This window comes from Janthinobacterium sp. GW821-FHT03C10, assembly GCF_059420865.1.
Genome location: NZ_JBWKUN010000001.1, coordinates 42,927 through 69,884 on the forward strand (window position 1 = coordinate 42,927; position 26,958 = coordinate 69,884).

Annotated in this window: 3 protein-coding genes; all 3 read left to right on the forward strand. The window is 61.5% G+C overall.

Annotation, left to right across the window (positions count from 1 at the left end; all coding sequences use genetic code 11):
* Window positions 1–258 precede the first annotated feature (258 nt).
* The 3 genes from AC07VH_RS00180 (at window position 259) to AC07VH_RS00190 (ending at window position 26,948) form a co-directional block, all read left to right on the forward strand.
* The gene (locus tag AC07VH_RS00180) at window positions 259–2,031 is read left to right on the forward strand and encodes a ShlB/FhaC/HecB family hemolysin secretion/activation protein (RefSeq protein WP_494789457.1); all 1,773 of its coding nucleotides are present in this window, start codon (window positions 259–261) and stop codon (window positions 2,029–2,031) included.
* A gap of 81 nt (window positions 2,032–2,112) precedes the next feature.
* Entirely contained in the window at window positions 2,113–26,529 is a 24,417-nt protein-coding gene (locus tag AC07VH_RS00185) for a two-partner secretion domain-containing protein (protein ID WP_494789458.1), read from the forward strand.
* Window positions 26,529–26,948: a hypothetical protein gene (locus tag AC07VH_RS00190; RefSeq protein ID WP_494789459.1), complete on the forward strand. Its 420-nt coding sequence runs from the start codon at window positions 26,529–26,531 to the stop codon at window positions 26,946–26,948. Before AC07VH_RS00185 ends, AC07VH_RS00190 begins: the two co-directional genes overlap by 1 nt.
* The last annotated feature ends 10 nt before the right edge of the window (window positions 26,949–26,958 follow it).

Genomic DNA, 26,958 nt, shown 5'->3' on the forward strand with positions numbered 1-26,958 from the left:
AGCCAGAGTGAAGCCAGGCAAGTTTTACCACGATGGATACATCCGGTGAGAATATTTGGAGGGGCAGCAGTTCATCGGTCCATGCCGCCTGTCGTTGCCGGTTCTCCTGCCGCAAGCTGCGCACCTGTTTACTAGTGGTAATGTGATAGTTGAAATGCAGTTACCAAACAGCTAAAGTTCTCAAGAAATAAATAAAATTGCCACACGGAAATAATTATTTTATAATCTACTTAAGAAAATAATTACGTAAGGCAACATATGCACCTGCGCTTGACGCCATGGTGCGGTGTATTTTTGTTCAGCGGCACCTTGTGTGCCGCCGTGTCCGCGCAGACCCGTCCCGAAATCGCGCCGCCCCTTCCCACTCCGCCTGGCCTCGGCCAGCGCGACGATGCCAGCCAAGAACTGATACGCCAGCAAGAACGCGAGCGCCTCCTGCGCCAGCAGCAGGAGCGCCAGCCCGACGTGCGCCTGCTCGATGCGCCCGCGGCCGCCTCCGCCAACCGCTTGCCGGCAGGCGAGTCGCCGTGTTTTACGATCAACCACCTGGAATTGCGGGGTGAGGATGCCGCCCGGTTCCAGTGGGCATTGGATGCCGCCAGCCGCGACGACCTGGGCGCGCCGGATTCTGCGCTGGGGCGCTGCCTGGGCACGCAGGCCATCAATGTGCTGATGGGGCGGCTGCAGAACGCCATCATCGCGCGCGGCTACGTCACCACGCGCGTGCTGGCCGAGCCGCAGGATTTGAGCCGTGGCACCCTGGCCTTGAGCCTGATACCGGGGCGCATCCGCCAGATCGGCTTTGCACCCGGCACCAATCCCCGCGCCACCTGGTGGAACGCCGTGCCGGCGCGGCCGGGCGACTTGCTCAATGTGCGCGATACGGAACAGGCGCTGGAAAACTTCAAGCGCGTGCCGACGGCCGAAGCCGATATCCAGATCATGCCGGCCGAGGGTGGCAATGCGAAGCCGGGCGAGAGCGACCTGCAGATCCAGTGGAAACAGGGCTTGCCGTTCCGCCTGGCGCTGGGCCTCGACGACGGCGGCTCGCGCTCGACGGGCAAGCTGCAGGGCAGCGTGACTCTGTCGTATGACCACTGGCTGACCCTGAACGACCTGTTTTACCTGAGCTTGAACCAGAACGTCGACGGCGACCGCAATGGCCCGCGCGGCACGGGCGGCATGGTGGCCCACTATTCGATTCCCTACGCCTACTGGCTGCTGGCCTTCACGGCCAGCGACAGCCGCTATCACCAGTCCGTGGCCGGCATCAGCCAGGACTACAACTACAGCGGCGCCAGCCAGAATCGCGAAGTCAAGTTGTCGCGCCTGGTGTACCGCGACGCCTCGCGCAAGACGATGCTGTCCCTGCGCGGCTGGCAGCGTGCCGCGCAAAATTTCATCGACGACACGGAAGTAGAAGTGCAGCGCCGCCGCATGGCCGGCTGGGAACTGGGCATCGGCCACCGCGAATTCATGGGACAGGCCACCCTGGACCTGAACCTGCAATACCGGCGCGGCACGGGCGCGATGCATGCGCTGACAGCGCCCGAGGAAGCGTTCGGCGAAGGCACGTCGCGCTTCAAGCTCATCCTGGCCGACGCGGCCCTGTCGGCGCCGTTCACGCTGGCCGGCCAGCCGCTGCGCTACGCGGGCAGCTGGCGCATGCAGCACAACCGCACGCCGCTGGTGCCGCAGGACCGCTTCGCCATCGGCGGGCGCTACACGGTGCGCGGCTATGACGGCGAAAGCAGTCTGTCGGCCGAGCGCGGCTGGCTGCTGCGCAATGAAGTCGGCGTGCCGCTGGGCAGCAGCGGCCAGGAAGCGTATGCCGGCCTGGACCACGGCGAAGTATCGGGACCGTCCGCCGAATGGCTGATCGCGCGCCGTCTGACAGGCGGCTTCGTCGGCTTGCGCGGCCAGTGGCTGGGGGTGCAGTACGACGCCTTTGTCGGCTGGCCCGTGCGCAAGCCCGAGCTGTTCCGTACGGCCAGCCATACGGCCGGCTTCAGCCTGAACGCCAGCTATTAATAAGTAACGATGTGAGACGCCGCCACCCGCCAGTCGTTCTCTTCTCCCTTTTGCATTAATTGATTGTCATTAGGACATGTCATGAACAAGAACCTGTACCGCATCATTTTTAATAAACGCCGTGGCCAGCTGATGGTCGTCGCCGAAAATGCTTCCTCGCAAGGCAAGGCGGCCAAGGGCGAGGGCAGCTTGACGAATGGCGTGTTTGAAGGCGATGGCGGTGGCGGGCTAAGTTTCAGTGTGAATGGCAAGTTGCGGCCGCTGGCCTTGGCCATATTTGGCGCGCTGGGCATGGTGGCCTTTGTGTCCGGTCCGGCCATGGGGCAGATCGTGGCCGATCCGAACGCGCCGGGCCGTCAGCGTCCGACCGTGGTGCAAAGCGCGAATGGCGTGACGCAAGTAAACATTCAGACGCCGAGCGCGGCGGGGGTGTCGCGCAATACCTACAGCCAGTTCGACGTGACGGCGAATGGCGCCATCCTTAACAACAGCCGCGGCAACGTGCAGACGCAGACGGGCGGCTGGGTGCAGGGTAATCCGTGGCTGGCGGGCGGCAGCGCGCGCGTGATCCTCAACGAAGTCAATTCGGCCAACCCGAGCCAACTGCGCGGCTATGTGGAAGTGGCGGGCCAGCGGGCCGAGGTCGTCATCGCCAATCCGGCCGGCGTGGCTATCGATGGCGGCGGTTTTATTAACGCCAGCCGGGTGGTGCTGACGACGGGCACGCCGATGCTCAACGATGGCAGCCTGGACGGCTACATGGTGCAGCGCGGCGTGGTGACCATCAACGGCCGTGGCCTGGACACGTCGCTGAGCGACTACACGGCGATCCTGGCGCGCGCCGCGCAGATCAATGGCGGCATCTGGGCGCAGGAACTGAAAGTGGTCACGGGCAGCAACCAGATCGATGCGGCGCATGGCGTGGCGGGCGCGGCACTTGGCGCGGGCCCGGCACCGGCGTTCGCGCTGGACGTGGCGCAACTGGGCGGCATGTACGCCGGAAAAATCACCCTGATCGGCACGGAAGCGGGTCTGGGCGTGCGCAACGCGGGCGTGATGGCGGCCACGGCCGGTAACCTGGTGCTGCAATCGAATGGCTGGCTGAGCAACAGCGGCAACATCCAGTCCGCCGGCGCTGGCAGCCAGACCAGCATCACCGTCACGGGCGACGTGGCCAACAGCGGCACCGTGTATGCGGGCGGCGACAGTCAGCTGCAGGCGCAGGGCAATATTGCCAACAGCGGCGTGATCGGCGCCCAGAGCAATGTCAGTGTGCAAGCCACGGGCGCCGCCTCGCGCATCGACGCCTCAGCTGGCTCGGTATTGGCGGCAGGCTTGAATCTGGACAATACCTTGGCCGCGAGCGGCAAGCTGCGCGTTTCAGCTGGCGACACCATTGCCGTGCACGGCACGGCTGTGGCCGGCGGCGACAGCAGCTTGGCGGCGCGCCAGCTGGACATTACTGGGGCGCAAGTGTCGGGCGGGAACGTCAACCTGGGGGCCAGCAGCGGCGACCTCGATGCCAGCCGTGCGCAGGTCACGGCCCGCGAACGTTTGCAGCTGGACGCGGCGCGCACCGTGCGCGGCGATGCAGCACAGCTGACGGGACAACAACTGGGCGTGCAGGCGCACGACCTGTCGAACGTGGGCGGTCAGCTCACGCAACTGGGCGCGGGCGACCTGGCGATTCAACTGCCGGGGAGCCTGGACAACACGCACGGCGTCATCGCCACGAATAGCCAGGCCTTGCGCCTGCAGGCGGGTAGCTTGAGCAACCAGGATGGGCAAATCCAGCATGCGGGCACGGGCGCGCTGGACATCAGTGCGGGGCAGGTCAACTTGCAGCGCGGCAGCATCGTCAGCAACGGCGCCATGGCGCTGACGGGAGAGCAGGTCGACCACCGCGATGCCCGTACGGTGGCAGGACAACTGAATATCGATGCCGGTAGCCTGGATAACCGGGGCGGCAGCCTGGCCCAGAGCGGCCAGGGCGCGACCGGCGTGCAGGTGCGCGGAGGGCTGGACAATCGCGGCGGCACGCTGGAAAGCAATGGCGTGATGTCGGTACAGGCGGCCGGCGTGCAAAACCAGAAGGGCCGCATCGTCTCAAGCACGGATCTGGCGCTGTCGACCGGCGCGCTGGATAACACTGAGGCGACCCTGGCCGCCGGTGGCAAGCTGCGCCTGGACAGTGGCGACGTCGACAATACGCGTGGCCAGATCCAGGCGCTGGCGGGCGATGCCAGCCTGTCCGTGGCAAAGCTGAACAATACAGCCGGCAGCGTGTTTGCCGGTGGCAATCTTGCCACCCGGGCCAGCGAAGTGATCAATAGCGGCAATGTGTACGCGGCCGGCAGCCAGGCGCTGCAGGTGAGCGGCGCCGTCAGCAACAGCGGCGTGATCGCCGCGCAAGGCGACAACCGCATCGATGCCAGCCGCATCGACAGCGCGGCCGGCAGCTTGCTGGGGGCCGGTGTCCGCACCGACGGCAGCCTGGCCGGCAACGGCCAGTTGGCGTTGACGGCCACGCAAGCGATCGGTGCCCACGGCCAGAATTTGGCGACAGGCAAGACCAGCATGCACGCTGCCGCCATCGACCTGAGCGGTAGCCAGACGGGCGGCGCGGCCATTTCCCTGGACGCCGGCGTCGGTAATGTCGTCACCGACAACGCGCTGGTGACCACCACCGGCTTGCTGTCCGTGACGGCGGCCGGCAGCGGCCAGGCCTTGTCGAACGTGCGCGGCACCTTGAGCGCGGGACAGCTGGACCTAAAAACGGGGTCGCTGGACAACCGCGGCGGCACGTTGATACAGACGGGTACGGGCGACACGACCTTGCAAGGCAGCACCCTGGACAACACGGGTGGACACATCGCCGTCAACAGTGCCAACCTGTCATTGACGGCGGAACAGCTGACTAACCGCGACGGCAGCATCGAACACGCGGGCACAGGCAGCTTGCACATTGAAGCAACGCGCTTCGATGACGAGCGGGGCAAGCTGACGGGCAATGGTGTAGTTGATATCCAGGCGGACACGCTCGATCACCGTCATGCCGTCACGTCGGGGCAGCAGGTAGCCGTGCAGGCCAGCCAGCTGGACAACAGCGACGGCACCCTGCAGCAGACGGGGGCAGGACAGATGCGCGTGGATGTGGCGCAGACCCTGGACAATACGCGTGGCAACATCGCCGGCAATGGCAGCCTGCAAGTGCAGGCGGGCGTGCTGGACAACAGCAAGGGCCGCATTACGTCGGCTGCCTCGGCGGATATCGTCAGCAAGGGCACGCTGAAGAATGTTGACGGCGTCATCGCTGCGACAAGCGACTTGCATGTCGGCGGCGTAAATATCGACAACACCCGAGGCGTATTGCAGGCAGACAATTTACGTCTGGACGCGGCGGCCTTGCAAAACCAGCAGGGGACGGTCAGCGCCGGCACGGACCTGACGGCGAAAGTGAGCGGTGACCTGAACAGCGCCGGCCTGCTGTACGCGGGGCGCAACCAGCTGCTGACGGTGGGCGGCGTGCTGAACAACAGCGGTTCCATCGCCTCCGTTGGTAATACCACTATATCTGCTGGCAAGGTGACCAGCAGCGGCTTGCTGGGCGCCGGCGTCAAGGCGGACGGCAGCCTGGGCACGGCGGGCGACCTGAGCATCAACGCTGAAGGCGTGTTGCAAGCGAGCGGGCAGAATCTGGCGGCGGGCAATGCGACGCTGACGGGTTCCAGCGTGGACCTGTCGGGCAGCCAGACAGGCGCAGCGAATATCGCCATCACGGCGAATACTGGCGATGTCGTGACGAATAAAGCCGTCATCTCGGCCGGCAATGTGCTGGCCATCACGGCCAATGCAAACAATGCCCAGTCGCTGGTGAACAGCCAGGGGCAGCTGGTGGGCGGTCAGCTGCAGCTGAACGTGGCGAATCTGAACAACGCCAGCGGCGACATCGTGCAGACGGGCACGGGCGATACCGTCATCACCACGGGTAAGCTGGACAACACGGCGGGCCGCATCGCCGTCAACAGTAACAATCTTGCCTTGAACGCGACGGTGTTGACGAACGTTAATGGCAAGCTGGAGCACGCGGGCGCCGGCATCCTGGCGATTAACGCAGGGCAATTCAACAGCCAGTACGGCAAGATCACGGGCAATGGCAAGCTCGACATCACGACAGCCAGCCTGGACCACCGCAATGCGACGACGGTGGCGAACCAGCTGACCGTCAATGCCGGTACGTTGGATAACCGCAGCGGCAGCCTGGCGCAGACGGGAACAGGCCTCATGACGGTGAACGCCACGGGCCAGTTGGACAACACGGGCGGCAAGGTCGAGGGTAATGGCGACGTGCTGGTGAAAGCGGACAGGTTGCTGAACAACACGGGCCGCATCGTGGCGGCGCAGGATGCCGAACTGAAAGTCGGCAGCCTGGACAACACGGAAGGCACGGTGGCCGCCGGCCGCAACCTGGCATTGAATGGTGGCGACATCGACAATACCAAGGGCCAGTTGCAGGCCGTGGCCGGCAATGCTGCTTTGACAGTCGGTAAATTAAACAATGCCACCGGCAGCGTGTTTGCTGGCGGTAACCTGAACACCGCACTCGATACCTTGAGCAACACGGGCAGCCTGTATGCGGCCGGCAACCAGACCTTGAACGCCAGCGGCGCCATTGTGAACACGGGCGTGATCGCGGCACAGGGCAACAACAGCATCACGGCAAACAGTCTTGACAGCGGCGCAAGCAGCTTGATCGGCGCTGGCATCCAGGCCGATGGCAAGCTGAGCACGGTTGGCGACTTGACGATCCATACCGCGCAAGCGCTGGCCACGCATGGCCAGAATCTGGCGGCGGGTAGCGCGAATCTGACCGGCGCCAGTGTCGATATCGCGGGCAGCCAGACCAGCGCGGCGAACATCGGCCTGACGGCAACAACGGGTGACGTCAGCACGAACAAGGCGGGCGTCACGACGCCAGGCGGGCTCAACATCACGACGAGCGCCGCCTTGCACAACACGGACGGCACGGTGCAGGCAGGCCAGCTCGACCTGCACGTGGGCAATTTGGACAACGCCAAGGGCACTATTTTGCAGACGGGCACGGGCGACACGAACATCGCCACCGGCAATCTGGACAATACGGCGGGCCGTATTGCCGTCAACAGCAAGAACCTGAACATCGACGCCATCGGCGTCACGAACCAGGATGGCAAGATCGAGCATGCGGGCGCGGGTACGTTGAATCTGCAGGCGGGCGTGCTGGACAACAGCAGGGGACACATCACCTCCGCCGCGGCGGCCGACATCGTCAGCAAGGGTGTATTGAACAATACCGATGGCGTGATGGCAGCGACTGGCGACTTGCATGTGGGCGGCGTGAATATCGACAATACGCGCGGTGTATTGCAGGCGGATACTTTGCGTCTGGATGCGGCAACCTTGCTGAACCAGCAAGGGACAGTCAGCGCCGGCACGGACCTGACGGCGAAAGTGAGCGGTGACCTGAACAACGCCGGTCTGCTGTATGCGGGCCGTAACCAGCAACTGGCGGTGGGTGGCTTGCTGAACAACACGGGGTCGATTGCTTCCGTCAACAATACTCATATTGCGGCGGGCAAAGTCACCAGCAGCGGCTTGCTGGGCGCCGGCGTGAAAGCGGATGGCAGCCTGGGCACGGCGGGCGATCTGACCATCAACGCTGATGGCGTCTTGCAGGCGAGCGGACAGAACCTGGCGGCAGGCAATGCGACGCTGACGGGTTCCAGTGTGGACCTGTCGGGCAGCCAGACAGGTGGGGCGAATATCGCCATCACCGCGCGAAACGGTGATGTACAAACGAACAAGGCGGTGATTTCCGCCAGCAATCTGCTGGCCATCACGGCCAACACAAACAACGCCCAGTCACTGGTGAACAGCCAGGGCCAGCTGGTGGCCGGCCAACTGCAGCTGAACGTCGCCAACCTGAACAACGCCAGCGGCGACATCGTGCAGACGGGCACGGGCGACACCGTCATCACCACGGGCAAGCTGGACAACACGGCCGGCCGCATCGCCGCCAACAGCGCCAACCTGGCCTTGAACGCTACGGTGTTGACCAACATTAACGGCAAGCTGGAGCACGCAGGCAGCGGCGTGCTGGCCATCAACGCAGGTCAGTTCAACAACCAGTCCGGCAAGATCACGGGCAATGGCAAGCTCGACATCACGGCGGCCACCCTCGATCACCGCAATGCGACGACGGTGGCCAATCAGCTGACGGTCAACGCCGGCACGCTGGACAACCGCGTCGGCAGCCTGGCGCAGACGGGCGCCGGACTGATGACGGTGGCGGCTACTGGTCAACTGGACAACACGGGCGGCAAGATCGAAGGCAATGGCGACGCGCTGGTGAAAGCGGACACGTTGCTGAACAACACGGGCCGCATCGTGGCGGCGCAGGATGCCGAACTGACAGTCGGCAGCCTGGACAATACGGAAGGCACGGTGGCGGCAGGCCGTAACCTGGCATTGACCGGTGGCGACATCGACAATACCAAGGGGCAATTGCAAGCCGTGGCGGGCAACGCCATTCTGAACGTCGGCAAACTCAACAACACAGCCGGCAGCGTGTTTGCCGGTGGCAATCTGACCACCACGCTCGATACCTTGAGCAATACGGGCAGCCTGTATGCGGCCGGCAACCAGACCCTGAACGCCAGCGGCGCCATCGTCAATACAGGCGTGATCGCGGCGCAGGGCAATACCAGCATCACGGCAAAAAACCTCGAAAGCAGCGCAAGCAGCTTGATCGGTGCGGGTATCCAGGCCGATGGCAAGTTGGGCACGTCGGGCAATCTGACAATCAGCACCACTCAGGATATTGTTGCACACGGCCAGATACTGGCCGCAGGCAATGCGAATCTGAGCGGTGCCTCGGTTGATATCGGTGGCAGCCAGACCAGCGCCGCGAATATCGGCCTGACGGCAACACAGGGTGATGTCAGCACGAACAAGGCTGTCGTGACGACGCCTGGCACGCTGAACGTCGCGACCAGTTCCACCTTGCACAACACAGACGGCACCTTGCAGGCGGGGCAGTTCGATCTGCACGTGGGCAATCTGGATAATACCAAGGGAACGGTCTTGCAAACGGGCACGGGCGATACCAGCATCGTGACCGGCAATCTGGACAATACGGCGGGCCGTATTGCCGTCAACAGCAAGGACTTGCACATCGATGCGACCACGCTGACAAACGGCGATGGCAAGATCGAGCATGCGGGAACAGGCATCTTGTCCGTGCAAGCAGGCGTGTTGGACAACAGCAAGGGCCGCATCACGTCCGCTGCATCAGCCGACATCGTCAGCAAAGGTGTATTGAACAACACCGATGGCGTGATGGCTGCGGCCGCCGACTTGCACGTCGGCGGCGTGAATATCGACAACGCGCGCGGCGTGTTGCAAGCAGACAATTTACGTCTGGATGCGGTGACCTTGTTGAACCAGCAGGGCACGGTCAGTGCAGCCACGGACTTGACGGCCCAAATCAGTGGTGACCTGAACAACGCCGGCCTGCTGTATGCGGGCCGCAACCAGCAACTGACGGTCGGCGGATTGCTGAACAACACGGGGTCGATTGCCTCCGTTAACAACACGATAATTTCCGCTGGCAAGGTGACCAGCAGCGGCTTACTGGGTGCTGGCGTGAAAGCCGATGGTAGTTTGGGCACGGCGGGTGACCTGATCATTAACGCAGATGGCGTGCTGCAAGCGAGCGGCCAGAACCTGGCGGCGGGCAGCGCGGTGTTGACGGGGGACAATGTGGACCTGTCGGGTAGCCAGACAGGTGCGGCGCACATCGCCATCACGGCCCTTGCTGGCGATGTCATCACCAACAAGGCAGTCATCTCGGCCAGCAACGTGCTGGCGATCACGGCCAATGCGAACAACGCCCAGTCGCTGGTGAATAGCCAGGGCCAGTTGGTGGCCGGACAGTTACAGCTGAACGTGGCGAATCTGGACAACGCCAGCGGCGACATCGTGCAGACGGGCGCGGGCGCCACCGTCATCACCACGGGCAATCTGGACAACACGGCCGGCCGCATCGCCGTCAACAGCAATAATCTTGCCTTGAACGCGACGGTGTTGACGAATATCAATGGCAAGCTGGAGCACGCGGGTGCAGGCGTGCTGGCTCTCAACGTAGGCCAGTTCAACAATCAGTTCGGCAAGATCACGGGAAATGGCAAGCTCGACATCACCGCCGCGACCCTGGATCACCGCAATGCGACCACCATCGCCAATCAGCTGACCATCAACACCGGCACGCTGGACAACCGCACCGGCAACCTGGCGCAAACGGGTAGCGGTTTGATGAGTGTTAATGCCACCGGCTCGCTGGACAACACAGGCGGCAAGATCGAAGGCAATGGCGACACGCTGGTGAAAGCGGGCACGTTGCTGAACAAAACCGGCCGCATCGTGGCGGCGCAGGATGCCGAACTGCAGATAGGCAGCCTGGACAATACCGAGGGCATGATCGCGGCAGGCCGCAATCTGGCATTGAGCGGTGGCGACATCGACAATACCAAGGGCCAATTGCAAGCCGTGGCCGGTAACGCCACCTTGAACGTGGCTGACCTGAACAACACCGCAGGCAGCGTGTTTGCCGGCGGCAACCTGCATGCGACGCTGGCTAGCCTGAACAATACGGGCAGCCTGTATGCGGCCGGGAATCAATCCGTGACGGCAAAAGGCGCCATTACCAACACGGGCGTCATCGCGGCGCAAGGCAACAACAACATCACGGCGAAGACCCTCGACAGCAGCGCAAGCAGCCTGATTGCTGCGGGCATGCAGGCCGATGGCAAGCTGGGTGCGGCTGGCGATCTGACGGTCAACACTGCGCAAACGCTGGCCGCGCACGGCCAGGTTCTGGTGGCTGGCAATGCCAAGCTGACGGGTGCCAGCATCGATATCGGCGGCAGCCAGACCAGCGCGGCGAACATCGGCATGACGGCAACACAGGGCGATGTCAGCACGAGCAAGGCGGTCGTCACGACGCCAGGCACGTTGACTGTGACGAGCGCCGCGACCCTGCATAACACGGATGGCACTTTGCAGGCGGGCCGGCTCGACCTGCATGCAGGCAATCTGGACAATGCAAAAGGTACCATCTTGCAGACGGGCACGGGTGACATGCGCATCGTCACCGGCAATCTGGACAATACGGCTGGGCGGATTGCCGTCAACAGCAAGGACTTGAACATCGATGCGGCCACGTTGACGAACCGCGATGGCAAGATCGAACATGCAGGCACGGGCATCTTGAATTTGCAAGCGGGCTTACTGGACAACAGCAAGGGGCGCATCACCTCGGCCGCGGCGGCCGACATCGTCAGCAAGGGCGTGCTGAACAATACGGATGGCGTCATCGCTGCGACAAGCGACTTGCATGTCGGCGGCGTGACTGTCGACAACACGCGCGGCGTATTGCAGGCGGATACTTTGCGTCTGGATGCTGCAACCTTGCTGAACCAGCAAGGGACAGTCAGCGCGGGCACGGACCTGACGGCGAAAGTGAGCGGTGACCTGAACAACGCCGGCCTGCTGTATGCGGGCCGCAACCAGCAACTGACGGTGGGCGGCGTGCTGAACAACACGGGGTCGATTGCTTCCGTCAACAATACTCATATTACGGCGGGCAAAGTCACCAGCAGCGGCTTGCTGGGCGCCGGCGTGAAAGCGGATGGCAGCCTGGGCACGGTGGGCGATCTGACCATCAATGCCGATGGCGTGCTGCAAGCGAGCGGCCAGAACCTGGCGGCGGGCAATGCCGTGCTGACGGGCGAGGCCATTGATCTATCAGGCAGCCAGACGGGAGCAAACAACCTTTCCATCACCGCGCGCAGCGGCGATGTCATCACCAACAAGGCAGTGATTTCGGCCAGCAATCTGCTGGCCATTACCGCCAATGCGCATAACGCCCAGTCGCTGGTGAACAATCAGGGACAACTGGTGGCGGGCCAGCTGCAACTGAATGTGGCGAACCTGGACAACGCCAGCGGCGACATCGTGCAGACGGGCACGGGCGATACCGTCATCACCACCGGCAAGCTGGACAACACGGCAGGCCGCATCGCGGTCAATAGCGCGAACCTGGCCCTGAATGCGACGGTGTTGACGAACATCAATGGCAAGCTGGAACACGCGGGCGCCGGCATCCTGGCGATTAACGCAGGACAATTCAACAACCAGCACGGCAAGATCACGGGCAATGGCAAGCTGGACATCACGGCCGCCACCCTGGACCACCGCAATGCAACGACGGTGGCCAATCAGTTGACGGTGAACGCCGGCAGCCTGGACAACCGTGCCGGCAGCCTGGCGCAGACCGGCACCGGCCTGATGACGGTGAGCACCACCGGCCAGCTGGACAATACGGGCGGCAAGATCGAGAGTAACGGCGATGCGCTGGTCAAAGCCCAGGTATTGCTGAACAACACAGGCCGCATCGTGGCGGCGCAGGATGCCACATTGAACGTCGGCAGCCTGGACAACACGGATGGCACGGTGGCGGCAGGCCGCAACCTGGCATTGACCGGTGGCGACATCGACAACACCAAGGGACAGCTGCAAGCCGTGGCGGGCAATGCCACCTTGAGCGTGGCGAACTTGAACAATGCGGCCGGCAGCGTGTTTGCGGGCGGTAACCTGAACACCGCACTCGATACCTTGAGCAACACGGGCAGCCTGTATGCGGCCGGCAACCAGACCTTGAACGCCAGCGGCGCCATTGTGAACACGGGTGTCATCGCGGCGCAGGGCAACAACAGCCTCACGGCAAATACCCTCGACAGCAGCGCAAGCAGCTTGATCGGTGCGGGCATGCAGGCCGATGGCAAGCTGGGCACGGCTGGCGACCTGACGATCCATACCGCGCAAACGCTGGCTGCGCATGGCCAAGTCCTGGCGGCGGGCAATGCCAATCTGACGGGCGCCAGCGTCGATATCACGGGCAGCCAGAGCAGCGCCGCGAACATCGGCCTGACGGCAACCCAGGGCGATGTCAGCACCAACAAGGCGGTCATCACGACGCCGGGTGCGTTGAACATCACCACCAGCGCCACCCTGCACAATAGGGAGGGCACCTTGCAGGCGGGGCAGATCGATCTGCACGTAGGTAATCTGGACAACGCCAAAGGCACTGTCTTGCAGACGGGAACTGGCGATACGAGCATCGTGACCGGCAATCTGGACAATACGGCGGGCCGTATTGCCGTCAACAGCAAGAACCTGAACATCGACGCCATCAGCGTCACGAACCAGGATGGCAAGATCGAGCATGCGGGAACGGGCATTCTGGATCTGCAAGCGGGCGTGCTGGACAACAGCAAGGGCCGTATCACGTCCGCGGCGGCGGCTTCGGTCGTCAGCAAAGGTACATTGAACAATACCGATGGCGTGATTGCGGGTACCACCAACTTGCATGTTGGTGGCACTGCACTGGACAATACGCGCGGCATCTTGCAAGCCGACGTCTTGACACTGGATGCGGCCAGTCTGCTGAACCAGCAGGGGACGATCAGCGCCGGCACGGACCTGACGGCGAAAGTGCGCGGAGACCTGAACAACGCCGGCCTGCTTTACGCGGGCCGCAATCAGCAACTGACGGTGGGCGGCGTGCTGAACAACAGCGGTTCCATCGCCGCCGTTGGTAATACCACTATATCTGCTGGCAAGGTGACCAGCAGCGGCTTGCTGGGCGCCGGCGTCAAGGCGGACGGCAGCCTGGGCACGGCGGGCGATCTGACCATTAATGCCGATGGCGTGCTGCAAGCGAGCGGGCAGAATCTGGCGGCAGGCAGTGCGACGCTGACGGGTTCCAGCGTGGATATGTCGAACAGCCAGACGGGCGCGGCAAACATCGCCAGCACGGCAACTACTGGTGATGTCGTGACGAACAAGGCGGTGATTTCCGCCAGCAATCTGCTGGCCATTACCGCCAACGCAAACAACGCCCAGTCACTGGTGAACAACCAGGGCCAGTTGGTGGCCGGCCAGCTGCAACTGAACGTGGCGAACCTGAACAACGCCAGCGGCGAGATCGTGCAGACGGGCACGGGCGACACCGTCATCACCACGGGCAAGTTGGACAACACGATGGGTCGCATCGCCGTCAACAGCGTTAACCTGGCCTTGAATGCGACGGTGCTGACGAACATCAATGGCAAACTGGAGCACGCAGGTGCCGGCCTCCTCGCCATCAATGTGGGCCAGTTCAACAACCAGTTCGGCAAGATCACGGGCAATGGCAAGCTCGATATTACGGCCGCCACCCTGGATCACCGCAATGCAACGACGGTGGCCAATCAACTGACCATCAACGCCGGCAGCCTGGACAACCGTGGCGGCAGTCTGGCGCAGACAGGTACCGGCCTGATGACGGTGGCGGCTACCGGCCAGCTGGACAATACGGGCGGCAAGATCGAGGGCAATGGCGATGCGCTGGTCAACGCTCAGGTATTGTTGAATAGCACAGGCCGCATCGTGGCGGCGCAGGATGCCACATTGAACGTGGACAGCCTGGACAATACGCAAGGCACGGTGGCGGCAGGCCGTCATCTGCAGCTGTCCGGTGGCGACATCGACAATACCAAGGGGCAATTGCAGGCCGTGGCTGGCAACGCCACCCTGAACGTGGCGAACTTGAACAATGCAGCCGGCAGCGTGTTTGCCGGCGGCAACCTAACCACCACGCTCGATACCTTGAGCAACACGGGCAGTCTGTATGCGGCAGGCAATCAAGCCCTGAACGCCAGCGGCGCCATCGTCAATACAGGCGTGATCGCGGCGCAGGGCAACACAAGCATCACGGCCCGCAGCCTCGATAGCAATGCTGCGAGCCTGCTTGGTGCTGGCATGCGGGCCGATGGTAGCCTGGCTCCGGCTGGCAGCCTGACCATCAGCGCGGCGCAGACACTAGCCGCGCATGGCCAGATCATGGCCGCAGGCGATGCCAATTTGACGGGTGGCAGCGTCGATATCAGCGGCAGCCAGACCAGCGCAGCCAACATCAGCCTGACGGCAACGCAAGGCGATGTCACTACCAGCACAGCCGTGGTAGCGACAGCGGGCATACTCAACATCACTACAAACGCCACGTTGCACAACACGGAAGGAAGCTTGCAGGCGGGGCAGCTCGATCTGCACGTGGGCAACCTGGATAATGCAAAAGGCACGGTGTTACAGACCGGCGCGGGTGATACCGTCATCCAAACGGGTAATCTGGACAATACCGGCGGCCGCATTGCCGTCAATAGCACCAATCTGACCCTTGCCGCAAGCGCGCTCACAAATGCCGCCGGCAAGATCGAGCACGCTGGAGTGGGGACATTGGCGATCACGACGCCGGCCTTCCACGGTGCCGGTGGGACGATTACGGGCAATGGCCTGGTCGACATCGTTGCCGGCACATTCAACCACAGCATGGCGACCACCTCGGCCCAGCAATTGCGTATTGCAGCCGATGCGATGAGCAATCAAGGCGGAAAATTGCAGTCGACAACGGTGCTCACGGCGCAGGTGGCGCAGGCGCTGGATAATCGCGGCGGCACCATAGCAGCAAACGGTGTGCTGCAAGTGACGGCGGGCAGTCTGGACAATACAAAGGGCAATATTGCCGCGCAAGGCGATGTCACGGTATCGTCGCAGGGCGCGCTGAACAATAAGGAAGGCACGATCGTAGGCAAGGAGAATGTGCAGGTACACGCCTTGGCCCTGGACAATACGCAAGGAGTAGTGCAAGCCGTAAGTGGCGCCCTGGGTGTGAATGCGGCGAGTTTCGTCAACGCTGCTGGCGAACTCAGTGCCGCCACCGATCTGACTGTGGCAGTCACTGGCGACATGCTGAACAGCGGTCTGCTGTATGCCGGCGCCAAGCAGTCTCTGGACGTAGGCGGCAGCCTGGCAAATACCGGATCCATCGCCGCGCTGGGCAATACCAGCGTGACGGTGGGCAGCTTGTCCGGCAGTGGCTTGCTGGCGGCTGGATTGACGGCGAGTGGCACGCTTGCACAGACGGGCGACTTGACTGTGCGCAGCAATGGTGTTCTGCAGGCAGGCGGCAAGAATCTCGCGGCCGGCGCTGTCGCGCTCAGTGGGGCATCGCTGGACCTGGAAGGTAGTCAGACCAGCGGCAGCAATATTACCTTGAGCGCTGGCAGCGGCAATATCACGACCGCCAAGGCGGTGCTTGCTACGGCTGGTCTGCTGAGCATTACGGCCAGCGCGCAGAATAGCCAGGCGCTGCTCAATCAAGGTGGCCAGTTAAGCGCCGGGCAGCTCGATGTCAACGTGGCTAACCTGAACAACGCGGGCGGCAGCATCATCCAGACGGGGAATGGCGATAGCGCCATCAAGCTGGCTGGCGCGGGCCAGCTGGACAATACGACCGGGCGTATCGCGGTCAATAGCCGCAATCTCCAGTTGACGGCCGGAACCTTGACCAACGTGGACGGCAAGATCGAGCACGCGGGCAGCGGTACCCTGGGCATCAGCGTGACGAACCTGTATGGGCAGCGCGGCCAGATCACGGGTAACGGCGCGCTCGACGTGCGCGCCACCTATATCGATCATCGCAACGCCAGCGCCATGGCGCAGCAACTGAGCGTTACCACCGCCACACTGGACAATCGCCAAGGTGAACTATTACAGCTTGGCAAGGGCAATACATTGCTTGCGGCCAGCGCCAGTCTCGACAACGCTGGCGGCCGGATTGAAAGCAATGGCAGCCTGGTGCTGCAAACGGCAGACTTGCGCAACCAGAGCGGTCGCGTGCTGTCTGGCGGCGTGCTGGACGTAAACGCCAGTGCGAAACTTGATAACAGCGGCGGCACATTGGCTGGCGCTACCGGACTGATCCTGACCGCAGGCGATGTCACCAACACACGCGGTACCCTGCAGGCCGTTACCGGCGACGCCAGGCTGCAAGTGAAAGATCTGGACAACAACGGCGGCAGCGTCCTTGCCGGCGGGCAATTGGTTACGCAGGCAGACAATGTCAGCAATAGCGGCAGCATGTACGGCGCCTCGCAGGTGCTGAATGCCACCGGAGTGGTGCGCAACAGCGGCACGATTGCCGCACTGGCCAATACCACCATCGCGGCCGCCAGCCTCGACAGCGGGGCGGGAGGCCTGCTGGCGGCAGGCATGCAGGCGGACGGCAAGCTGGCCGGCACCGGGAGCCTGCTGGTCACGACGACGCAGCAATTGCGCGCGGCCGGGCAGAACTTGGCCGCAGGCAATATGAGCCTGACGGGTAGCGGCGTCGATCTTGCCGGCGGCGTGAACAGCGCGGCGAATATCGCGCTGACGGCGACGCAGGGCAATGTCAGCACGGCCGGCGCGAGCATCGGCACGGCCGGTACGCTGAACGTGAGCGCGCAGGCCGGCAATGGCCAGACATGGGATAACAGCCGTGGCGATATCGTGGCTGGCCAACTGGTGGTGCAGACGGCGAACCTCAACAATAACAAGGGCAGCATCGTGCAGAGCGGCAGCGGCGATGCGGCCATCGTCATGCGCGCGCCAAATGGCGTACTCGACAATACCGATGGCCGGATTGCCGTCAATAGCGCCAATCTCGCCTTGGGGGCCGCCATGCTCAGCAATGCCGGTGGGCGGATCGAGCACGCCGGCCTTGGGCAGCTGGCCATCAATGCCGGCGCCTTGAACGGCCAGGGCGGCCAGATCACCGCCAATGGCAGCTTGAAGATTACCGCTAGCAGTATCGATCTTCGCAAGGCCAGTACGCAGGCAGGGCAGTTGACCATCGACAGCGGCAGCCTGGATAACCGCCAGGGCGAGCTGGTGCAGCTGGGGCAAGGCGCCAGCAATATCCGCATCGCGCAAGTTCTGGACAATCAAGGTGGCCTTATCGCCAGCAATGGCAACACCACCGTCAGCGCACAGGTGCTGAACAACCAGGGCGGCACGGTGCAGGCGGCCGGCAGTGCCACGCTGGACCTGACTGCCGCTACTTCTTTGAACAATGGCAATGGCGGCAAGATCGCGGCGGGAGGCAACGCGACCGTCCACGCTGGTAGTGTGCTGAACCACGGTGGCAGCCTGACGACGGGCGGCGACCTTGCGCTGACCTTGACCCAGGCGCTGGATAATACGGACGGCCTGGTGGCCGCGAATGGCAATCTCGGCATCCAGGCTGCCAGTATCGATAATACGGGCGGCAAACTGGCCAGTGTCACGGGCAATCTGCATGCGGCCACGGGCCAGCTGCGCAACGACAGCGGGCAAATCCAGGCCGGCGCGGACGTCGTGCTGCAGAGCACAAGCCTTGGCAATACGCTGGCTTCCGGCTACGCCACCGCAGGCAGCATCGTGGGCCGCAACGTCAGCATCGATACGGCAGGACAAGCCTTGAACAATGGCCTGGGAACCATCGCCGCCACGCAAGTACTGAATCTGCAAACGGGGGAGCTGAACAATCACGGTGGCTTGTTGCAAGCAGGCAATGCTGTCGTCATCAACACCCATGGCCAGGCACTCGATAACAGCAACGCCGCGGCGTATGCGGCAAGCCATGCCGGCAGTAACGGCGGCATCAGCAGCGGCGGCACGCTGACGCTGGCGACTGGCGCCTGGAACAATGCGGCCGGCTTTCTCGGCGCGGCGGGGCAGGCAGGCGGCAGCAGCGGCTATATCAATAATCTGGGCGGAAAAATTGTCTCCAGCGGCGGCCTGGAACTGGCCATCGGCGGGCTGGCCAATCAGGGCGGTCAGGTGCAAGTGGTCGGCAACCTGGGCTTGCAGGCGGGCGCCGGCACGATCGACAACACGTCCGGGCTGATACGTGGCGGCGCCGCCGTCACCTTGGGGGCTGGCGCCATCGTCAACCAGGCAACGCAGGGGGCCGGTAGCGGAATCGAAGGCCGTGACGTCAGCCTGTCGGCCGGCACGATCCATAACAGCCAGGGCGGTTTGCGTGCAGACAATAACCTGAGCATCAGCAGCAACGGCAGCGTGAACAATACGTCCGGATTGATCAGCGCGAACCACACCGTCAGCGTCAAGGACGAGGGAGCCAGCCGCAGTCTGGTCATCAGCAATGGCGGCGGCACCATCATCGGCGGTGAACTGGCGGCGATCAAGGCGGCGGGCTTGAACGGTAGTGGCAACGTGATGTCCAGGGGCGACCTAAGCCTGGATCTGGGCGGCGATTACATTATCGAGGCAGGGGCGCAGGTGATCGCCAACCGTAATGCCAGTCTCAGCGTAGATGGCAGCCTTGTCAACGCAGGCAAGGTGCAGGCAGGCCAGATACTGGCGCTCAATGCCTACAGTCTCGACAACACCAGCAGCGGTGACATCAATGCCGGCACCACCAAGGTGAATGTCGGAGCGATCCTGACTAACCGCGGCGTGATCGATGGCGTGAATACGCAGATCGATGCGGGCACGCTCACCAATATCGGCAGCGGGCGCATTTACGGTACTACGCTCAGTATCGGCGCGGGCACCCTGAACAACGATGTCGAGGGCGGCGTGGCGGCGACGATAGCGTCGCGCGGCAGCCTCGATATCGGCGCCACCACCATCAACAACCGGGAACATGCGCTGATCTTCAGCTCAGGGGACATGGCAATCGGCGGCAACCTCGATGGCAACCGCTACGCTGCAGGGGCCGTGGCCAGCCTGACCAATGCCAGCGCCACCATCCAGGCCATGGGTAACCTGGCGCTGAGGGCCGGTGAAATTACCTTGTTGAACAATCACTTTGCCGTGGAGTTTTCTGGCCCGGGCCAGACAGAATATATCACTGAGTATGAAACACAAGATGGCACGCGTTATTCTGCCAATGCACCGGGCATTAAGACTATCCTGGAGAGCAACGGCAATCGGCGACTGGTGAGCCCCTATCCCTTAGCACGCAATTATCAATTCCGCAAATACACCATCACGCGTACCACCAGTACCAGTACGGTGACGGAAACGGATCCTGCTGTCATCAGCGCGGGTGGCAATCTGACGGTGGATGCCTACAAAATCCGCAATGAAAACAGCCGCTTTGTGGCGGGCCAGGTGCTGAAAGTCAAGGGCACGATTGAAGAAAATATCTCTACAGGTAATCAGACCTTGATTACCGAAACAGGTTTGATGACTGAGTACGAGTATCTTGACATGGCAAGGCCAGCGAATGCTGTGAATTGGGAAGTAGCTCACTATACGCGCTCTTATGGCAATACGACGAAAACGATCAACGGACCGGACACGCCCTCCTCGGGCGGCGCGCCCTCCAACGGTGTCGGGGCACGCGCGAATGTCGCCTCTGCCGGCGCAAGCAGCGGCGCTGGCGCCGCCAATGTCAGTGTCTGGCTCAACACGGTAGGCAACACCGCGGGTTCCGTTGCCGGCGTGGCCGCCAGTAGTGGCCAGGGCGCGGCCAGTGTAGGCGCAGCCAGTGGACCAGGCGATAGCCAGCTGGGCAATATCGGCGGCACGGGCGCGGTCGACGTAGTGGCGGGTCAGACGGTGTCTGCGGCCAACGGTAGCAGCGCCGATATCCATATGTCTTCCATCCTGCGCTCCAACGTCGGTACGGGCACCGATGTTGCCAGTGCTGGCGCGGCCAGCGGTAGTGGCGGCTTGCAAGGCAGCGACCGGGCCGGCCAGGCTGGCCAGGCCGGCAGCATTTCCGCCGTGGCAGCGGCAGGGGTGGGCGCGGCGGCGGGCAAGGGGGCGGCCAGCGGCATAGGCGATCCGAGCCAATTGGCATTCCAGTCGCAGGGCGGTCCGAACAGTGTGAACGGTACAGCAGGCTTGCATGACAGCGACCGCACCGGCAGCGCGGGTCAGGCAGCTACGATCAGCGCCGTTGCCGGCCAGAATGCGATGCTCAATGCCGGCAACGGCACCACTGCCGGTACCGGAAGTCTGGTCGTGTATGCCCAAGGCGGACCGGCGGGTGTCCAGGGGATTTCCGGACCTGGCGCTAGCGACCGCACCGGCAATACGGGCCAGGCAGGCACGATCGGTGCCGTTGCAGACCAGAATGCGATACTCAATGCCGGTACCGGCGCCGTTGCCGGCACTGGAAGTCTGCGCGTGGATGCCCAGGGGGGACCGGCGGGCGTCCAGGGAGCCAAAGGCCCCGGCGGCAGCGACCGCACAGGCAGCGCGGGCCAGGCTGGCAGCGTGGGAACGGTAGCTGGCAGCGGTGTGACAGTGACAGGGGCGCCAGGCCTGGCCAGTGTCGATGCTGCTGGCCTGGCTGTGGGCGCCGTCGCTGGCCCGGCCGGCGTTGCTGGCGCTAAAGCGCTCAATGGCAGCGATCGGACCGGCAATGCGGGTCTGGCGGCGCAGCCTGGCGCTGTGGCGGGGAGTGCCTTGTCCAAGGTCGATGGCGCGGCAGGCGCCACGCAGGCGGCTGTGGGAAAGGGCACGCAAGCTGCCATCGGCACGGCGGCTGGCGCTGCTGGCAAGGTCGCGGCAGGGCCTGGCGCAGGCCAGGCGCGCTCGCCGCTGATCCGGCAAGTGGCGCTGGCCAATCCGGGTGGAAAGGCGGAAGTCGTCAGGACCGGGGCCAAACCCCTGCAACTGCCGAATGCCAGCCTGTTCAAGATCAGTCCTTCGGCGTCGGCCCAGTACCTGGTTGAGACCGATCCTCGCTTTGCCGAGTACCGCACCTGGACGGGTTCGGACTATATGAGCAGCAAAATGCAACTGGATCCCGCCGTCACGCAGAAGCGGCTGGGCGATGGCTTCTATGAGCAGCAACTGGTACGCGAACAGGTCGCCGACCTGACGGGGCACCGGTTTACCGGTGACTATAGCAACGACGAAGCGCAATTCCGCGGCTTGATGGACGCTGGCGTCAGCTATGCCCAGCAGTATGGTCTGCGCCCTGGCGTGGCACTGACGCCGGAACAGATGGCGGCATTGACCAGCGACATCGTCTGGCTGGTCGAGCGCGAAGTTACGCTGGCCGACGGCAGTACGCAAATGGCGCTGGTGCCGCAAGTGTACGTACGGTTGCGCGCCGATGACATCGACGGCACGGGTGCCTTGTTGGCCGGTAAAAATGTCGATATCAATATCACCGGTGATCTGACCAATAGCGGCACCATTGCCGGGCGTGACGTGGTGTTGCTCAATGCTGAGAACGTGAATAACCTGGGTGGTCGCATCGATGGCGATGCGGTTGCCGTCGCCGCCCGCAATGACCTCAACAACATCAGCGGGACTATTTCCGCCAACAGCACGCTGCAGGCCAGCGCAGGACGGGACATCAATATTGCCACTGGCACGCTCGATGGCGGACACGTGATCGATCGCGTGGCGGGCCTCTATGTGAGTGGCGGCGCAAGCGGTAGCGGCAACATGCTGGTTTCAGCAGGACGTGATGTCAGCATCACGGGCGCAATCGTCAGCAATACCGCGCCTGGTGGAGCGACGAGCCTTTCGGCAGGGCGCGACTTGAGTGTTGGTTCAGTCGTCGCGAAAGCCACGAACGCTGTGGGGTCGGATTTTGCCAAGGAGCTGGTCAGCGACGTGCAAAGCGACAAAGTGGCATTGATGGCAGGAAACGATATCAATATCCGCGCGAGTGGCGTCGTTGCCGAAACACAGCTGCTGGCCAGCGCGGGCCGCGACATCAACCTCGTGACGACGACCGCCAGTGATTCCAGCGTACGTCTGCGGGACGGAAAAACCATCAGTGACAGCAGCACGGTTGTTGACAAGGTGGCCGGACTGTACGTCACCGGCACGGGCGAAGGCAATACCTTGATTGCGCAGGCAGGGAGGGATATGACACTCACCGCTGGCGTCATCGCCAATGCCGGCGCAAATGGCCAGACCAGCCTGATTGCTGGCAATAACCTTACCCTCAACACCGTCGCCGTCGCGTCGACGCACGATAACGTGCGCAATGCAGACAATTACAGCAAGCAGAGCAAAACCAGCGAGGTAGGCAGCCAGATCACGGGCGCCGGCAATGTCAATCTGCAGGCGGGCCATGACCTGCTGGCGCGCGCGGCGGACGTGCAGGCAGGTGGCACCTTGGGCCTGGTGGCGGGCAATGACATCAGCCTGGTCAATGGTTTCCAGAACGAAGTGAGCGATATCGCCAGCAAATCGACGAAGAAGGGCTTCTGGAACAAGACCACGACGACCAAGCATGATGTGGTCGATACCACCACGGCAATCGGCACCTCGCTTGGCGGCAGCAGCGTGGTGGTGCAGGCGGGGCACGATCTGCAAGTGACCGGTTCGAGCATCTTGAGCGACGATGCGACGAAATTACTTGCGGGTAACAACATCACTATCGATGCGGCCACCAATACCGTGTACGAGCTGCACCATTCCAGTACCAAGAAAAGCGGTTTCATGAGTAGCGGTGGCATCGGCTTCAGCTATGGTACCAAGACCACGACCGTAGACCAGGAACGAGATGCCACCTTGCAAAGCGGCGAGGCGCGCAGTTCGATCGGCGCCACAGGCGGCGCGCTGACGATGGTCGCCGGCAATAACGTGACGATAGGCGGCAGCGATATTCTTGCCGCGACCGATCTCGATATCATCGGCAAGAGCGTCACCATCAAGCCTGGTCAGGACAACGAGAAGGGGAAATTTGAAGTCAAGACGACGCAGGATGGTTTGACCCTGGCCTTGGGCGGCAGCGTGATCAGCGCCATCCAGACCTTGCAAACCATGAGTTCGGCGGCCAGCACGGCCAAGGATGGTCGCGTCACCGCCATGGCGGCGGCGACCACTGCCATGGCGGCGAACGCTGCGGCCAAGGACATGATGAAGGAAGGCGGACCAAGCATCAGCATCAGCCTGACGGCGGGCCATTCGGAAAGCATCCAGACGCAAAATACGGCCAGCACCACGCATAGCGGCAGTGTGTTGACAGGCAACAATGTCAACATCACGGCCCTGGGTGGCGGCAAGGATAGCAACATCAATATCCTCGGTAGCGACTTGAATGCGAAGAACGATATCCGCCTGCATGCCGATAACAACGTCAATCTGCTGGCCGCGCAGGATACGGAAAGCCAGCACAGCAAAAGCTCGAGCATGAGCGCCTCGGCTGGCGTGGCGGCCAGCGTGAGCAGCAAGGGCATGTCCTTCGGCTTCACTGCCAGCGTCAGCGGCAGCAAAGGCCATGAGGACGGCGACGGCACGACGCAGCTCAACACGCATGTGAATGCGGGCGACAAGCTCATCATCAGCAGCGGTGGCGACACCAACATCAAGGGAGCTGTGGCCAGCGCCAACCAGGTGATTGCCGACATCAAGGGTAATTTGAACCTGGAAAGTCTGCAGGATACGGCCAAGTTCGATAGCAAGAGCCAGAGCATGTCCGCCAGTGGCACCGTGGGTTTTGGCGCAAGCTTTAGCGGCAGCTATAGCCAGAGCAAGATGCACAACGACTACGCCAGCGTACAGGAGCAAAGCGGCATCAAGGCGGGCGACGGCGGCTTCCAGATCAAGGTGGGCGGCAATACGGACTTGAAGGGCGCCGTCATCAGTGCCACGGAGGCGGGCAAGCTTGACAGCAGCCTGATTACGTCGACTTTGACGCATAGCGATATCGCCAATCATGCGATATCGAAGGGGAGCAGTGTGGGGGTGTCGGGTGGCATGTCCTTTGCTGGCACGGGAACACGAAATGAGAACCTGACGGATGTCGCTGGCAAAAAAGATGCTACGACAGTGGGCCTGCCTGCCATTGTCGCACTTAGCGAGAACGCCAGCAGTACGACGCGTAGCGGCATCAGCGGCGGCACTCTGGTCATCACCGATGAAGCGGCTCAGCGCGCAGCGACGGGCAAGGGCGCGGATGAAGCTATCGCGGGTGTGAACCGCGATGTGACGAGCGGAGTGGATAGCAGCGGTAAGATTGGCAATAACTTCGACAAGGCTGCGCTGCAGGCGACGATGGAGGTGGCCAAGGAGTTCGTCAAGGCGGCGGCACCTTTGCTGGCAAGTAAGGTAGGGGATATTGGTAACGATAAACAAGTAGCGGCAGAGAAAGAATGGACTTATAACCAAAAGCTGGCCAGTGAAGCGAAGGAAAACGGTAACGTTGAGGATGCTAACCGTTATACAACTCTGGCTGAACAGGCTAAAGTCGAATTTGAGTCTTGGGGGGACAATGGTATAAATCGGATTGCGCTGCATGCGGCAACACAAGGCCTGATTGGCGGTTTGGCAGGAGGAGGGGCTGGGGCGCTATCTAGTGTTGTCGGGGTGGGCGGCGGCAATTTAGGACAGAGTATAGGTAAGAGTTTAGGTGAGGCAGAAGCGAAAAAACAGGGGCTGGACGGCGAGGCTGCTAGAACATTAATCAACACTTATCAGCAAGCGTTTGCCGGTCTGGGTGGTGTGCTGGGTGGTTTGGTGGCCTCAAGTGGAATGGGGCAGAGCGGTGCCGACGCTTTGGCTAGTGTGGCGCAAGGAATAGGTAGCGCCACGGCCGTGGACATTTATAATAGGCAATTTCACTTTAATGAATATGATAGAGTAAAAGACAATTGCCGAGGTAGCAGTTCACCTGAGTGCGGTCGGATTAATAAAATGAGTGGCGTTCGCTCAGGAATGCCAATGGATGATCCATCCATTCCGGGTGGGAAGGTAGTAGCGAATTATGGTAAGAATGATGAAGTTGTTAGTTATGTGATCATTGATAGAAATAGCAACAAACCAACCTTCATTATGGAGCCTCTTGAGTTCGCTGCATACCGTAAGTCGACACCGGGAATTCAAGCAATGATGCCGCTGTCACCCCAGTACGCTCTCGATATGGCATCGGCGACTTTGTATGGTAATTCTGGGGATTGGAATAGTGCAAAAGAGCATGTTATTTCAGGGCTAACTTCAAGGGATAATGTTATTGATCTCTCTATTGGGATGCTTGGTGGTGCTTTTGTCGCTGGCGGAAAGACAAAGCCTGGAATAGCAATTTCCGAGGGAAGTAAGATAACTATCCCCGAAAATTCTATTCCACCTAAAGGCGGCTTAGGAGGGGGATCATCGATGGTCGATGATTCATTTTTCCTTCTTGATGAAAGACAGCTCCTGCCCTCTAATGGGAAGCTCAGTGGAGTTCCTGAAGGCTGGCCGAATACCGCCAAAGCAGACCAAATTAGAGCAATTCAGCGTCAAAATGAAACAGGACAAATTTTGGCTGATCATGGTTTAGTTGTGGAATATCTCCCTATGGGGAAACAAAAAGGGGTGGCGAACCCTGATTTGCGGATAAATGGTGAAATTGCAGACGTATATTCTCCAAGTGGGAATAATGTTTTAACTATGAGAGATAAGGTAATTGAAAAGGCACGAGATCAGGCGCCCAATGTGGTTGTTAATCTTGCTGATTCAAAATCATCGATTTCGGAAGTGGCACAATTTTTCCAGAGGAATCCAGTGGAAAAGTTGAAATCATTAATTATCATAAAAGATGGTAAAGTTATTGTATTGAAAGTGGGGAAATAATGGCACTGGAATTTATTTTGGAAGCTGACTTTGCTTTGCAGAGGAATTTCTTGATTGATATGTTGAGCCATTGTGGAGCTTCAGATTTTTCAGAGGTTGAATATGGTTTTAATGGCGAATTCTTAGAGTCTGGGATGAATTTTTATGTCTATGAACGATCCAAGCCATTTTGGAATAGGGTTGGATTTATGGATTGCGTTGTCGCAGAAAACCCACCTCATCCTATCGAATGGAACGTTGGAATTAAGGTTGTTTTTAGATTTTTCAATTTGAATTATGATCTGTGTAATCGCGATATGAAGTGCTTGGTTAATAATTTGGCTAATAATAGTAGCGCGAGATTTGTTGTTTCATTTCAATATGAAAATATTTATGTGATTAGAGATGAAAAAGGTTTGAATTTTTTAGTTGATTTTTAAGGAGGGCGGT